This window comes from Nocardia alni, from assembly GCF_019038435.1.
GTDB classification, from domain to species: domain Bacteria; phylum Actinomycetota; class Actinomycetes; order Mycobacteriales; family Mycobacteriaceae; genus Nocardia; species Nocardia alni.
In genome coordinates, this window is record NZ_JAGPOX010000009.1 from 78567 (window position 1) to 91504 (window position 12938).

At 68.2% G+C, this 12938-nt stretch carries 13 protein-coding genes; 7 read left to right on the top strand and 6 right to left on the bottom strand.

Going from position 1 to position 12938, the window contains the following annotated elements:
- Genes JZ791_RS05975 through JZ791_RS06005 form a run of 7 tightly spaced genes read left to right on the top strand, consistent with a single transcriptional unit; the run spans position 1 to position 6129 of the window.
- Positions 1–810 (top strand): alpha/beta fold hydrolase, encoded by an 810-nt coding sequence (locus JZ791_RS05975; protein ID WP_216893155.1) that lies wholly within the window; start codon positions 1–3, stop codon positions 808–810.
- Positions 807–1916, top strand: coding sequence for an alkene reductase (locus JZ791_RS05980; protein WP_216893156.1), 1110 nt, complete (start codon positions 807–809; stop codon positions 1914–1916). Before JZ791_RS05975 ends, JZ791_RS05980 begins: the two co-directional genes overlap by 4 nt.
- Positions 1917–1976: 60 nt before the next feature.
- The gene (locus JZ791_RS05985; RefSeq protein WP_216893157.1) at positions 1977–2213 is read left to right on the top strand and encodes a FliH/SctL family protein; all 237 of its coding nucleotides are present in this window, start codon (positions 1977–1979) and stop codon (positions 2211–2213) included.
- Positions 2213–3448 (top strand): cytochrome P450, encoded by a 1236-nt coding sequence (locus JZ791_RS05990; protein ID WP_216893158.1) that lies wholly within the window; start codon positions 2213–2215, stop codon positions 3446–3448. The genes JZ791_RS05985 and JZ791_RS05990 overlap by 1 nt, the downstream gene beginning before the upstream one ends.
- Entirely contained in the window at positions 3448–4020 is a 573-nt protein-coding gene (locus tag JZ791_RS05995) for a nuclear transport factor 2 family protein (RefSeq protein WP_216893159.1), read from the top strand. The genes JZ791_RS05990 and JZ791_RS05995 overlap by 1 nt, the downstream gene beginning before the upstream one ends.
- Before the next feature lie 34 nt (positions 4021–4054).
- Entirely contained in the window at positions 4055–5383 is a 1329-nt protein-coding gene (locus tag JZ791_RS06000) for a Rieske 2Fe-2S domain-containing protein (protein WP_216893160.1), read from the top strand.
- Positions 5380–6129 (top strand): VOC family protein, encoded by a 750-nt coding sequence (locus tag JZ791_RS06005; RefSeq protein WP_216893161.1) that lies wholly within the window; start codon positions 5380–5382, stop codon positions 6127–6129. Before JZ791_RS06000 ends, JZ791_RS06005 begins: the two co-directional genes overlap by 4 nt.
- Before the next feature lie 89 nt (positions 6130–6218).
- Here the strand turns inward: JZ791_RS06005 and JZ791_RS06010 are convergent, their stop codons facing one another.
- The 6 genes from JZ791_RS06010 to JZ791_RS06035 all read right to left on the bottom strand — a co-directional run bounded on the left by JZ791_RS06010 (position 6219) and on the right by JZ791_RS06035 (position 12887).
- Positions 6219–7328, bottom strand: coding sequence for a CaiB/BaiF CoA transferase family protein (locus tag JZ791_RS06010; protein WP_216893162.1), 1110 nt, complete (start codon positions 7326–7328; stop codon positions 6219–6221).
- A complete protein-coding gene (locus JZ791_RS06015) occupies positions 7321–8133 on the bottom strand; it encodes a crotonase/enoyl-CoA hydratase family protein (RefSeq protein WP_216893163.1) in 813 nt (270 codons plus the stop codon). Before JZ791_RS06015 ends, JZ791_RS06010 begins: the two co-directional genes overlap by 8 nt.
- 19 nt (positions 8134–8152) lie before the next feature.
- On the bottom strand, positions 8153–9160 hold the full coding sequence (locus JZ791_RS06020) for an acyl-CoA dehydrogenase family protein (RefSeq protein ID WP_216893164.1): 1008 nt from the start codon (positions 9158–9160) through the stop codon (positions 8153–8155).
- 3 nt (positions 9161–9163) lie between these two features.
- The gene (locus JZ791_RS06025; protein ID WP_308162797.1) at positions 9164–10300 is read right to left on the bottom strand and encodes an acyl-CoA dehydrogenase family protein; all 1137 of its coding nucleotides are present in this window, start codon (positions 10298–10300) and stop codon (positions 9164–9166) included.
- A gap of 117 nt (positions 10301–10417) precedes the next feature.
- Positions 10418–11392, bottom strand: a complete 975-nt coding sequence (locus JZ791_RS06030) for an alcohol dehydrogenase catalytic domain-containing protein (RefSeq protein ID WP_216893165.1) — start codon at positions 11390–11392, stop codon at positions 10418–10420.
- 16 nt (positions 11393–11408) lie between these two features.
- Positions 11409–12887 (bottom strand): aldehyde dehydrogenase family protein, encoded by a 1479-nt coding sequence (locus JZ791_RS06035; protein ID WP_216893166.1) that lies wholly within the window; start codon positions 12885–12887, stop codon positions 11409–11411.
- Positions 12888–12938 lie beyond the last annotated feature (51 nt).

Consider the following 12938-nt stretch of genomic DNA (forward strand, 5'->3'; position numbering starts at 1 on the left):
GTGAAGCGGATCGCGGTCGGCGAGGGGGTGGAACTCGCCGTACAGGATCTGGGTGACGGACCGGCGGTGGTCCTGGTCCCCGGAATGTTTCTGGACCACCGGATCTGGGACCAGCAGGTCCGTGCGCTCACGGCCGCCGGATTCCGTGTGGTCTGCGTCGACCAGCGCGGGCACGGCGCCTCGGACCGGCCGCTGACCGGATACGACGTCCCGCGCCTGGCCGACGACATCCTGGAAGTCCTGGCCGCACTGGACATCCGGGCCGCGGCCCTGGTTGGCCACTCCTTCGCGGCTCAGGTCGCGTTCCGCGCGGCCGTGCGGTCCCCGGACCGCGTCGAGCGGCTCGTGCTGGTCGCCTCGAACGCCGTCGGCGCCGGTCGCACCGAGACATTCCCGTTCGGTGTCCCCGCGGGCGACCTGCTGCCGGGACTGGTCGCGGCGGAGCAGCGCGATCTGATCGCCTCCCGGCGGGCCAATCTGGCGGGATCCTTCGTGGCGCCGCCGCCGGGTGACCTGTTCGACTGGCTGTTGCCGATGACGCTGCAAACACCGTCCTGGGCCGGGATCGCCTGCTATCGCTCGCTGTTGGAGACCGACCAGACCGCCGACCTGGCCCGGGTCGGCATGCCGGTGCTGCAACTGAACGGCCAGGACGATCCGGTGCTCTCCGCGCGTGGCGCGCAGTGGGTGAACCGGCAGTTGCGGCGATCCACCCTGGTCCGGCTGCCGGGCTGCGGCCATTATCCGATGCTCGAGGCCGCCGACGCGGCCACCGCAGAGATCATCGGCTTCCTGAAAGGCGAAGTATGACAGACCTTTACCAGCCACTGCGTGTCGGAAAGGTGGACGCGCCCAATCGGATCTTCATGGCGCCGTGCACCCGCTGCCGTGCCGACCTCGATCAGATTCCGACCGCGATCATGGCGGAGTACTACGCGCAACGCGCTACAGCGGGCGTGCTGATCACCGAAGGCGTGAATCCGTCCCCGCTGGGCAGAAGCGAGCTCAACCAGCCCGCGCTGTATTCCGATGCGCACGAGCGTGGTTGGATTCCCGTCGTCGACGCGGTGCACGAGGCGGGCGGGCGGATCTTCGCCCAGCTCATGCACGCCGGGCGGGTGAGCTTCCCCGAATTGCTCTCGGGCGCGGCGACTCCGGTCGCCCCCTCGGCGATTCGCCCCGATCCGGACTTCCGCGGGTACGCCGTGCGGTGCCCCCGGCACGACCGGCCCTATCCCACACCGGAAGCGCTCGACGCGGCCGGGGTGGAACGCGAGATCGGGCACTTCGTCGACGCGACCGTCCGGGCCGTCCGGGCGGGTTTCGACGGAGTCGAGATCCACGGCGCCGGTGGGTATCTGCCGATGCAGTTCCTGTCCTCCTCGACCAATCACCGGACGGACCGGTACGGCGGATCGCTGGAGAATCGCTCGCGGTTCCTGATGGACTGTGTCGAGCGGGCGTCGGAGGCGGTGGGCGCGGACCGTGTCGGGGTGAAACTCTCGCCGGCGTTCAATTTCAACGATGTGTACGACGACGCTCCGCAGGATTTGTACGCCTCTGTGGCACAGCGGCTGAGCGCCTGCGGGATCGCGTTCATCGAGGTGTCGGACTACCGGGGCAGGCATTCGGTCCGGGAATTCGATCCGGTCGCACTGATACGGCGGAATTTCGCCGGGGTGGTGGTGGCCAACGGTGGATTCGATCGCGATTCGGCGGACGAACTGGTGAAATCCGGGGGAGCGGATGCGGTGAGCTTCGGGTCGATGTTCATCGCCAATCCGGACCTGCCCGAGAGATTCCGGATCGACGCCTCGCTGAGTCGGCCCGATCGGTCGACCTACTACACGACACCCGACGGCGATCTTCGCGTCGGTTATACCGACTACGCTAATTTGCGACTCGAAGTCTTGTAAATACATGCACGTAGAGATAGTATTTTTGACAGAAAGGCAGTGCTGTGGGAGGTAGAAGACATGGATGACCAGCCCTCGGCCCCCTCGCTCGCGGTCCTGCTCGACAATGCCCGCACGGCGATCGCCGCGGCCCGCGACGCGGGTCTGGATATTCAGCAGATCGCGGTCAGCCCGGACGATTTGGCGACGGTGTCCGAGGCCAAGAAATTCGAGACGCGCGTGGGAATGCCGTTACAGATTCTGGGGATCAGGATCGTGGCGGATAGTCGGGTCGGCCGCGGATCGGTGCATTTGTAATGGCCGAGACATCGACGACGACGGCCGGCGCGCTCGGCGCGGATTTCGATCCCTGGGATCCCGCGCACCTCGCGGATCCGCACGCCGTCTACGCCAGAATGCGCGAACTCGAGCCGATGCACTGGAACGAGCGCCGCGGTCTGTGGTTCGCCACGAGGTACGACGACGTGGCCCAGGTGCTGCGCGACCAGCGGCACTTCTCCTGCGCGCAGTACAACATCACCAAGCCGCACATGACATCTCGTCCCGCCGACGGCAAGCGCTATCAGGCGTTCAAGGGAGCGACGATGGTGACGACGGAGCCGCCGGAACACACCCGGCTGCGACGTGGCTCGGCGGCGGCCTTCGGCCCCGGCGGCGTCCGGCGCTTGCGTGAGCGTGTGCGGACCATCGCCGATCGGCTGCTCGATCATGCCGCGGCCCGAGGCGGTATGGACGTCATCGCCGACTATGCGTACGGACTGCCGGTGTACGCCATCGCGGAGCTGCTGGGCGTGCCGGAAGCGGACCAGGAGCAATTCATGCGGTTCGCGCTCGCCGACCGCGGCAGCCCCGCGCACGACCCGGACGCGGATCCCGAGGTGCTCGCCCGCACCGAGGCGCACGGCGCCGAACTGCGCACCTTCGTCGAGGCGGTGGTGGCCGACAAGCGGCGGCGCCCCGGCGAGGATCTGATCAGCGCGCTGCTGGCCTCCGAGCGCGAGGACGGTCTGACCGAGGCGGAAATCCTCGACACCATCCATCTCATGATGGAGGCCGGGCACATCACCACCGTGAACCTGATCGGCAACGGTCTGGATGTCCTACTGGACCGGCCCGAGGACCTGCGCCGGCTGCGCGAGGATCCGGAGCTCGCCCCGGCGGTGGTGCGGGAATGTCTGCGGTTCGCCGGACCTGTGCAGTTCACCGGCCGCACCGCGATCAGCGACGTGATGCTCGGCGGACGGATGGTGCGCGCGGGCGAATCGGTGATACCGGTCCTTCCCGCGGCCAACCGCGATCCGCGGCAGTTCCTCGACCCGGACGAGTTCGTGATCGACCGGGATCCCAACCGGCACTTGGCCTTCGGCATCGGAATCCACGTCTGCATCGGCGCCTCGCTCGCCCGCCTGGAGACGGAGATCGCGTTCGCCACGCTGGTGAGCAGGTTCCCGGCCCTGCGCCGCGCCGGCGGGGCGCGGTGGAATACCAGCTTCGAATTGCGTGGGCGCACAACGCTTCCGGTGGAGTTCTGATGGATATGCCGGATCTGGAACGGCTGGAGCGGGTCGAGGCCCATATTGCGATAACGCAACTCGCCCTACGCTACGCGCGGTCCGTCGACGCGCGCGACCTCGATACGTTGATCGGTCTGTTCGCACCCGATGTGGAATTCGGCCAGCGCAGTAATATCCATGGGCCGCAGCAACTTCGGGAATTCTTCGGTAAGGCCCTGACCAACTTCTACCGCAGTATGCACCAGGTCTGCGGGCATGTCGTCGATATCGAGGATGGCGACACCGCGAGCGGGACGGTTTACTGCCGGGTGGAACACGAGGACGGCGACAACTGGGTGATCCAGTTGATGGTCTATTTCGACAGATATCGCCGCGTGGACGGCCGGTGGCTGATCGCCTCGCGCCGCCCGGCGTACCTGGCGACCCACGACGTGCGGCATACGCCGCAGCAGGCCGGGTTCGTCGAATGGCCCCACTGGGACGACGCGCAGCGACGGTTCGCGCCCACGTTGCCACAGGCCTGGCCGACCTGGAATCCGTACTGGTCGGACCATCAGGACCGAGTGCCGACCCGCACGACCAGACCGTAGCGGCGCCGATGCCGCGCGGGTGAGAGGAACTTTCATGCTCAATACCGCAGACAACGAGTTGCTCACGCGCGTCGAATCCGGCGCTCCGATGGGCGATCTGATGCGCCGGTACTGGATGCCGGTGCTCATGTCCGCCGATGTCGAAAGCGACGGCGCCCCACGGCGGGTGCGCATTCTCGGTGGCAATTACGTTGTGTTCCGGGACTCCAACGGCGAGGTCGGAGTGCTGGACGAGTACTGCCCGCACCGGGGCGCCTCGCTGGCGTTGGCGCGCAACGAGAACTGCGCGCTGCAGTGCCTGTATCACGGCTGGCGCGTGGACCGGCACGGCAAGGTGATCGAGACGCCGTCCGAGCCGGGTAACAGCACCTTCAAGGACAAGATCCGCCAGATCGCCTACCCGTCCCGCGAGGCGGGCGGGCTCATCTGGGCCTATTTCGGCGACGTGTCCGCCGAGCCGGATTTCCCGCTCTTCGAGTGGACCACGCGGGCGCCGGAGGAGATCTACACGATCCGGGTGGCCCAGCGGTGCAACTGGGCGCAGGCGCTCGAGGGCGCGATCGACGCGGCGCACGCCAACTTCCTGCACAACGACCTGATGCGCCGGCTGGTATCGGGCGGCGAGTACACCGGCGGTGGCGGCCTGCAGAACATGACGCTCAGCGACGGGGCGCCCACCCTGGAGATCGAGAATCTGCCGTACGGCTTCCAGTACGCCGCGCTGCGCAGTGCCGTATCGGACGGCAAACCGGTGAACTATGTGCGCACGACCCAGTTCGTCGCGCCGAACTGGGCCCTGTTCTCCGCGCCGAAGGGCTGGCGGTTCGCGCAGGCGTTCGTGCCGGTGGACGACCACAACACCGTCTTCTACTTCGCGCACGCGCGAGTGGACGGCGAACCCATCCCGGAGGACTACCGCGCGAAGATCCTGGAGTGGTCCGGCGTGGGCGAGATGGACCGGGACTTCCACATGGACTTCCACACCGGGAACATGTGGCGGCAGGACCGGGACGCCATGAGCCGCGCGAAACACGGTGACGCGTTCAGCTTCAGCGGTTTGACCGGTAATCAGACCGAGGATCTCGGCGTGCAGGAGAGCATGGGCCCGATCTACGACCGGACCCGGGAGCATCTGGGCACCTCCGATCTCGCGATCATCCGGATGCGCCGGCTCATGCTGGAGGCGGCCCGTCGCAACGAACGCGGCGAGACTCCCCTGGGCCTGGGCAACAACTTTCACTATTCGGGCATTCGCGCCGCGGAGGAACTCGTGGACCCCAGCCTGCGCTGGCAGGACGTGGTGGGCAGCCGGGGCGAGGCGCCGATCGCGGATGCCTCGAGCGATCGGGGGATTCGGCTGTGAGCAACGGAATTCGGCTGCGGCACGTGGCCGTGGTGACGGCGGATCTGGACAAGAGTGTCGACATCGTCCACCGGGCCTTGCGGCTGCCGGAGCCCTTCAACGACGATCTGGCGAACCAATTCGCCACGCACAACGCCGTATTCGCACTCGGCAACTCGTTCCTGGAGATCTGCACCCCCTACGACGACGGCCCGGTCCGCCGGTACGCCGAGAAGCACGGCGGCGACGCCGGGTACATGGCCGTCTTCCAGGTCCGCGACAACGCCGCCGCCCTCACTCGTCTGGACGAGCTCGGCGTTCGCGTGATCGCCGAACTGAAGTTGTTCGATCAGGGCGCGAATATGTTGCACCCCAAGGATGTTCCGGGCGCGATGGTCTCGTTCGACTGGGCGGAGCCGTACGGGTCGTGGCGCTGGGGCGGTCCGGCGTGGTCCGGTCGGGTGCCCGAGCATCCCGCCGGCGGTATCACCCGGTTGGAAGTGCGGGCCGTCGAACCGCGCGACAGTGCCGAGAAGTGGGGACGTGTTCTCGAATCCGAGCCGCGCGACGTCGGCGCGGGTGAATTCGTCGTCGAGATCGCCGACGCCGGACAGGAAATCCGCTTCACACCGGCCCCCGATCGCAACGCCGAGGGCATCGTCGGAGTCGAGCTGGAACTGCCGGACCAGCTTGTGCGCGAGCGGAAGTTCTCCGTCGGCGGCGTGGATTTCGCCGTGACGGGGGTGCTGACACCTGCGCATCCTTAGCGAAGCGTGCCGAACGCGATCGGCCGGTTGCGCGACCTACAGGGTCGAGTAACCGGCCGATATGTTTGGTGCCGAGAGATATTCGACTATCAGGCCCAGTCCGCGAGGATCTCCTCGCGTTGGTCGCTGGTTCGGGGCGGGGTGAATTCGCCCGCCGGAGTGCGCGAGAAGCGGGGCGCCGGTGCGGCGCGAGTGTCCGCGGCGCCGCCGATCACGGTGCCCCGGCGGCGCAGATACGAATCGCCGGCGACCTCGTCGAACGTCAGCACCGGGGAGACGCAGGCGTCGGTGGACTCGAAGATCGTCGTCCATTCCCCCCGGGTGCGGGCGCCGAAGGTCTCGGTGAAGATCTCGCGCAGGCTCGGCCAGTTCTCGCGATCGTCCTGTGCGGGAAGCTCATCGAGCCGCAACCCCAATCCCGCCACCAGTGCGGCGAAGAACTGCGGTTCGATCGCCCCGACCGCGACGTACTTGTCGTCGGCGCATCGGTAGGTGTCATAGTAGGGCGCACCGCCGTCGAGCAGGTTGGCGCCGCGTTGCGGTGACCATGCGCCGAAACCCCGTAGGGCCCAGAGTAATTGAGCCAACGTGGAAGCGCCGTCGACCATCGCGGCATCGATGACCTGCCCGCGCCCGGACGCGGCGCGTTCGTACACCGCGGCCAGGATGCCGACCAGCAGAAACATCGATCCGCCACCGAAGTCGCCGACCAGGTTGAGGGGCACCGTGGGCGGTTGGCCGGCTCGGCCGACGGCATCCAGGATGCCGGTCAGGGCGATGTAGTTGATATCGTGGCCCGCTCGCGAGGCGAGGGGCCCCGTCTGGCCCCAGCCGGTCATGCGCGCGTAGATCAGGCGCGGGTTGAGCGCCGTGCACTCCTGCGGGCCGAGGCCCAGGCGCTCGGTGGCGCCGGGCCGCAACCCTTCGATGAGTACATCGGCGTGCGTCACGAGCGTGCGGACGAGTTCGAGGTCGGCGGCGTCCTTCAGGTCGACGCGGACGAGTCGGCGATTGCGCAGCAGGGGATCGGGACGTCCACCGCTGAGATCGGGCCCACCACCGCGCGTGCGGCCGACGTGCACGACGTCCGCGCCGAGATCGCCGAGCATCATCGCCGCGTGCGGGACAGGCCCGATCCCGGCCAGTTCGACGACGCGCAGTCCGGCCAGCGGCCCGCCCGTCTTCTCGTGCTCAGTCACCCGAGTAATTCCCTGTCCGTCGTTCCATGAAGGCGTTCACGGCTTCTCGATGATCGGCGGTGTGGTGCGCGATCGCCTGCATGGCCGCGGACATCTCGAGCAGTTGATCGAGGCTCTGGTGTTGTGCCTCGCGCAGCAGCTTTTTCGCCATCCGCACCGCGACGGGCGGGTTCACCGCGATTCGCCGCGCCAAAGCCAGTGCCTCGTCGAGCAATTGGTCCGGTTCCACGACGCGTGACACCATTCCCCAGTCCAGGGCGGTGGCCGCGTCGACCCGGTCGCCGGTCAGCGCCATCTCCGCGGCGCGGGCCGGGCCGATCACCCGGGGCAGGAACCAGGCGCCGCCGTCACCCGGAATGATGCCGAGCTTCACGAAACTCTCCGCGAAAAAGGCGTTGGACGAGGCGATGCGCAGGTCGCACATCATCGCCAGATCGCATCCGGCCCCGACGGCGGGACCGTTCACCGCCGCCACGAGCGGCACCTCGCAGGCGTACAACGCGCGGGGGATGCGCTGGATGCCGTCCCGGTATCCGGTCCGCTGCTGGTGCGACGCGCCGCCGAAAAGTCCGGCGCCGGAGGCCATATCCTTCACATTGCCGCCGGCCGAGAACGCCGTTCCGGCGCCGGTGAGTACCACGGCCCGGACCGTCCGGTCGCGGTTCGCCCGGTCGGCCGCCTCGACCAGCGCGCCGACGATCTCGTCGCCGGAGATCGCGTTGCGTGTCTCGGGCGAATTCAGCGTCCAGGTCTCGATGTCGCCGTCACGCTCGACGGCCAGGGGGGTATCCACAGAGTTGCTCATCTCAGCAGTGTCGCTCATCTCAGACCGCCGCCAGCGCAGTGGCCGGTGCATGCCAGGACGCGTAGACCCGTTCGCGGTGCTCGTCGGTGGTGCCCCACGCGTTGAGCAGGCTCCAGATCCGCATCAGGTACAGGTGCAGATCGGCCTCCATCGTGTAGCCGATGGCGCCATGGCATTGCAGTGCCGCCTTGGCGGCGGTGCGGGCCGCCTTGTTGGCGGTGACCTTCGCCATCGAGCACAGCGTGGACGCGCCGGCGTCATCGGCCGACAACGCCCATGCGGCGGCCTCGGTGAGCGGGCGCGCCATTTCGACGGCGACATGGGCGTTGGCCAGATGATGCTTGACCGCTTGAAAACTGCCGATCGGGGCGCCGAATTGGGTTCTGTTCCCGGTGTATTCGACGGTCATCTCCGTCGCCCTGGCCGACAACCCCAGCAGCACAGCCGCGGTTCCGAGCGCCGCTCGGTCGGCCGCCAGCCGAATCGCCGCGGCGACGTCGTGCCCGTCGGCGACCGGCACGGCCGCGGCCAGCGTATCCGCATCCAGTCGCGCCACCGCACGGGAGTCGTCGAGGGATTCCAGCGGGGTCCGCTCGCCCAGGTCCACCCGGAGGATCGCGTCGCCCCGCAGCAGCAGCGCGTGACGCGCGCCGATGTAGGGCATCACGTCCGATCGCGACACGGTGATCGGCTCGCGGAGAAAATCATTGCCGCGCAGCAGCTCCGGAGCGAAGGCACTCAGCAGCGGGATGGCCACTGCGGCGTGCTCGACGATCGGGCCGGGCGCGGCGGCGCGCCCGACCTGTTCGAGTGCGCCGGTCAGCTCCAGTTCGCTGCCCGCCCCGCCCAGTTCCTCGGGGGCCAGCATGGTGAGCAGCCCGAGGTCGGTGAGTCCGTTCCACAGATCACGGGGTATGCCGTGCGTCGACCATGCCTCGCGGACCACCTGCGGGGTCGCGGCCCGGGCGAGGAAGCCCCGGGTGGCCTCGGCGAACGCCAGTTGTTCGTCGGTCGGTGCGAATCGCATTGCTTATCTCCTCGGCATTCCCAGTACTCGTTCGGCCACGATGTTGCGCTGAATCTCGTTGGTGCCCGCGAAGATCGGGGTCGCCATCGAGGTGATGAAGCCGTGCCACCAGGGCCCGTCGATCTCGGCGTCGTCACCGAGCAGATCCAGTGCGGTCTCGTGCATGTGCACGTCCATCTCGGACCAGAAGATCTTGTTGCCGCTGGACTCCGAGCCGATCTGACCGCCGTCGGCGATGCGGGTCATGGTCTTCATCGAGCCGTAGCGGTAGGCCTGCGCCGCGATCCACGCGTCGACGACATCGCGTTTGGCCATGGGGGAGGGGTGATCCGAGCGTTCGTAGAGCTGGGCGAGCCGGTCGGCGGCGGCCATGAACCGCCCGGGGGACCGCAGGATGAGCCCCCGTTCGGAGCCGGTCGTCGCCATCGCGACCCGCCAGCCGTTTCCGGCGCCGCCGAGCACGTCGGCGTCGGGGACGAACACGTCGTCGAAGAAGATCTCGCCGAAACCCGTCTCGTTCCCGAGCTTGCGCACCGGCCGCACGGTGACGCCCGGCGCGCGCAGGTCGATCAGCAGATACGACAGGCCGTGGTGCCGGGTCGAGTCGGGGTCGGTGCGGACCAGCGCGAAGAGCCGGTCGCAGAACGGCGCGCGCGTGCTCCACGTTTTCTGGCCGTTGACGCGCCAGCCGCCGGCCGCGTCGTCGCGCTCACCGCGGACCCGGACCCCGGCCAGGTCGCTGCCCGCCTCCGGCTCCGACCAGCCCTGCGCCCACATGTCCTCGACGCCCGCGATGCGCGGCAGCAGCGCGTCCCGCTGCTCGGGCGTGCCGAATTCGAACAGCGACGGCGCCAGCAGGAACATGCCGTTCTGTGCCGCGCGCGGGCCCAGACCGGCCGCGAAGTACTCCTCCTCGAAGATCATCCACTCCCAGAGGCTCAGGCCGCGTCCGCCGTACTCGACCGGCCAGGACACCGCCGCCCACCCGCCCTCGAACAGGGTGCGTTCCCACTCCCGGTTGATCGCGAAGCCGCGCTCGGTATCCGGCGAGGGCAGCGGCTGCGCGGGCCGGTTGGCCAGCAGCCAGTCACGAGCCTCCATCCGGAACTCGTGATCGGACCGGGACTCGTTCAGATCCACGTCATTCACCTCGCAATAGTTATGAGACAAGCTATCTTATAAATATACCGCGTGCAATTGCGGACGGCGACGCCGCCGAGGCCGATCACCTCGACAGCGTCGCCGTGCGGAGTTGCATCAGGCCGCTGGCAGCGCTGCCACCAAGCGGCCGGAAACCCGGCCCGCGGCCAGTTCGCTCAGCCCCTCGGGGATGTCGTCGAAGCCGACCGTGCGCGCGGCGATCACCAGGTCGCCCGAGGCGATCATCTCCAGCACCGCGGCGACATCGGCGGGGTCGCCGGGAGGAGTCGAGCCGACGAGCGTCACGTAGTTGGAGACCAGGTCGTGCGCGGCGAAGGTCACCTCGGGCTTGCCGAGTCCGACCAGGACGACCCTGCCGCCCTTGCGCACCGCCTTCAGCGCGCCCGCTGTCGTGGTGGAGAAGCCGGCGTAGTCGACGACCAGATCCAGTTCGCGACCCTCCAGTTCGGAGATATCGGCGACGATCTCGGTCAGGCCGCGCTCCCGTGCCGCGTCCCAGACATCGCGTTTGGGCTCGATGCCGATCACCTTCGCGCCCTTGATGACGCCGATGCGCGCACCGGTGAGGCCGAGGCCGCCCAGCCCGATCACGCCGACGGTCATGCCGGCTCGTACACCGCCGGAGTTGACGATGCCGTTGTACGAGGTCACGCCCGCATCGGTCGCCGCTGCCGCCTGCTCATAGCTGATGCCGTCGAGTATGCGAACCAGGCGGGTCGCCGTCACGATCATGTACTCGGCGTAGGCGCCGTCACGGGTCACGCCGGGAGAGTCGTCGGACGAGATGGCCGATACCACCCGGTCCCCGACCTCCCAACCGCTCACGCCGGGGCCGATCTCCACGATGTCGCCCGCGGCCTCGTGGCCGAGGATCATCGGCAGTCCGGGCAGGATATGGGTCAAGGTGCCGTCCATGAAGCCGACGTCGCTGTGGCACAGGCCCGAGGCCCGGACGCTGACCAGAACCTCGCCGGGGCCCGGCGTCGGTCGGTCGACGACGGCGCTGCGCAGCGGCTGGTCGACGGCGTCGAACAGCCACGCGCGCATGGTTTTCACTGAGTTGTCCGGCATATCGTTTCCTTTCTCGTCATTCGAGCAGTTTCCGGACCGCAGCGAGCTCTGCGGCGATAGCTTGATCGAAGCCAGCTTCGACCTCGGCGTCGGCCACGCCAGCGCCCACCGCGCCGTCGGCGAAGCTTCGATCACCGTCCACGGTGGCCACGGTACGCCGGTGCGTGAACTCGTCGAATCCGAACTTTCCGTGGTACGCACCGTATCCGGAGCCGCCGACACCGCCGAAGGGCGCGCCCGGAACCACCTGGTGAGCGAAGACGTCGTTGCGTGTGACACCTCCCGAATTAGTGTATGCCAGGAGATAGCTGTAGTCGCCGTTCTCGGCGCCGAACCAGTAGGCGCCCAGCGGCGAGGGGCGGCTGGTGATGTGACTGACCGCCTCGCGCACGTCGGAGTAGGAATACACGGCGATCACCGGCCCGAAGATTTCCTCCCGGGACACCGCGGCCTCGTCGGGTACGTCCAGGAGGATGGTGGGCGGGATCAACCGGGACTCCCGCGCCGGGAGCAGGTCGTTCTCGTGCTCGGCGGTCACGGAGATCTTGGTGGCGCCCTTGGCGACCGCGTCGTCGATGAGGCCGATCACTCGGTCGTAGTTGCGGTCGTTGACCATGCTCACCGCGCCGGCGTTGTCCAGATAGGTCGGGAAGATCTCCCGGAACGCGCCTTGCAGCGCGGTCAGGAACACCTCGAGCCGCTCCCGCGGCACGAAGACGTAATCGGGGCACAGGCAGATCTGCCCGCCGTTCATCATCCGGCCCAGCGCGATGCGGTGCGCGGCGACGGCGATGTCGGCGTCGCGTCCGAGCACGACGGGGTTCTTGCCGCCCAGTTCCAGCGTCAGCGGGACCAGGTTGCGCCCGGCCGCGGCGGCGATCGCGCGGCCCGCGGCGGGTGATCCGGTCACCAGCAGGTGATCCAGGGGAAGGGCGGAGAAGGCCTGCGCGGTGGCCAGATCGCCCACCACCACGGCCAGTTCGGATTCGTCGAAGTGGCGGCCCACCGCGTCGGCGAAGATCTTTCCGGTCCGCGGGTGGGTCTCGGGGAATTTCAGGATCACCCGGTTGCCCGCGGCGAGCGCGGGCAGCGCCGGTTGCACGGTGAGCGTGACCGGAAAGTTCCAGGCGCCCATGACCCCGACGACGCCCTTGGGTTTCTGCTGGATGAACGCCGGGACCGGGCCGTCGAGGTGGACCGGCCGCATCCATTCCTCGAGGCGCTCCCGGGTGTCCTTGGCGTCGTTGACCCAGGCCAGCACGTCGAACAGCTTCGACAGGCCGGTGGGGCGGGCGCCGTAGTCCTGGGCGAGTGCGGTGGCGAGGTCGTCGGCGACCTCGAGGATCGCGAGCATCAGGCGGTTGATGCGGTCGCGGCGGATCTCGGCGCTCGGGTCGCCGTCGCGGTGGTGGGCCGCGCGCTGCACGGTGACGATGCGCTCGAGTTCGGCGAGGTCGACGTGTTCGGTGACGACGTCGGAAACAGGTGTGTTCATAGCGAGACTGTTCTGTCGATGGAGTGAGGAGCGGGTGTCCAGCGCGAGTTC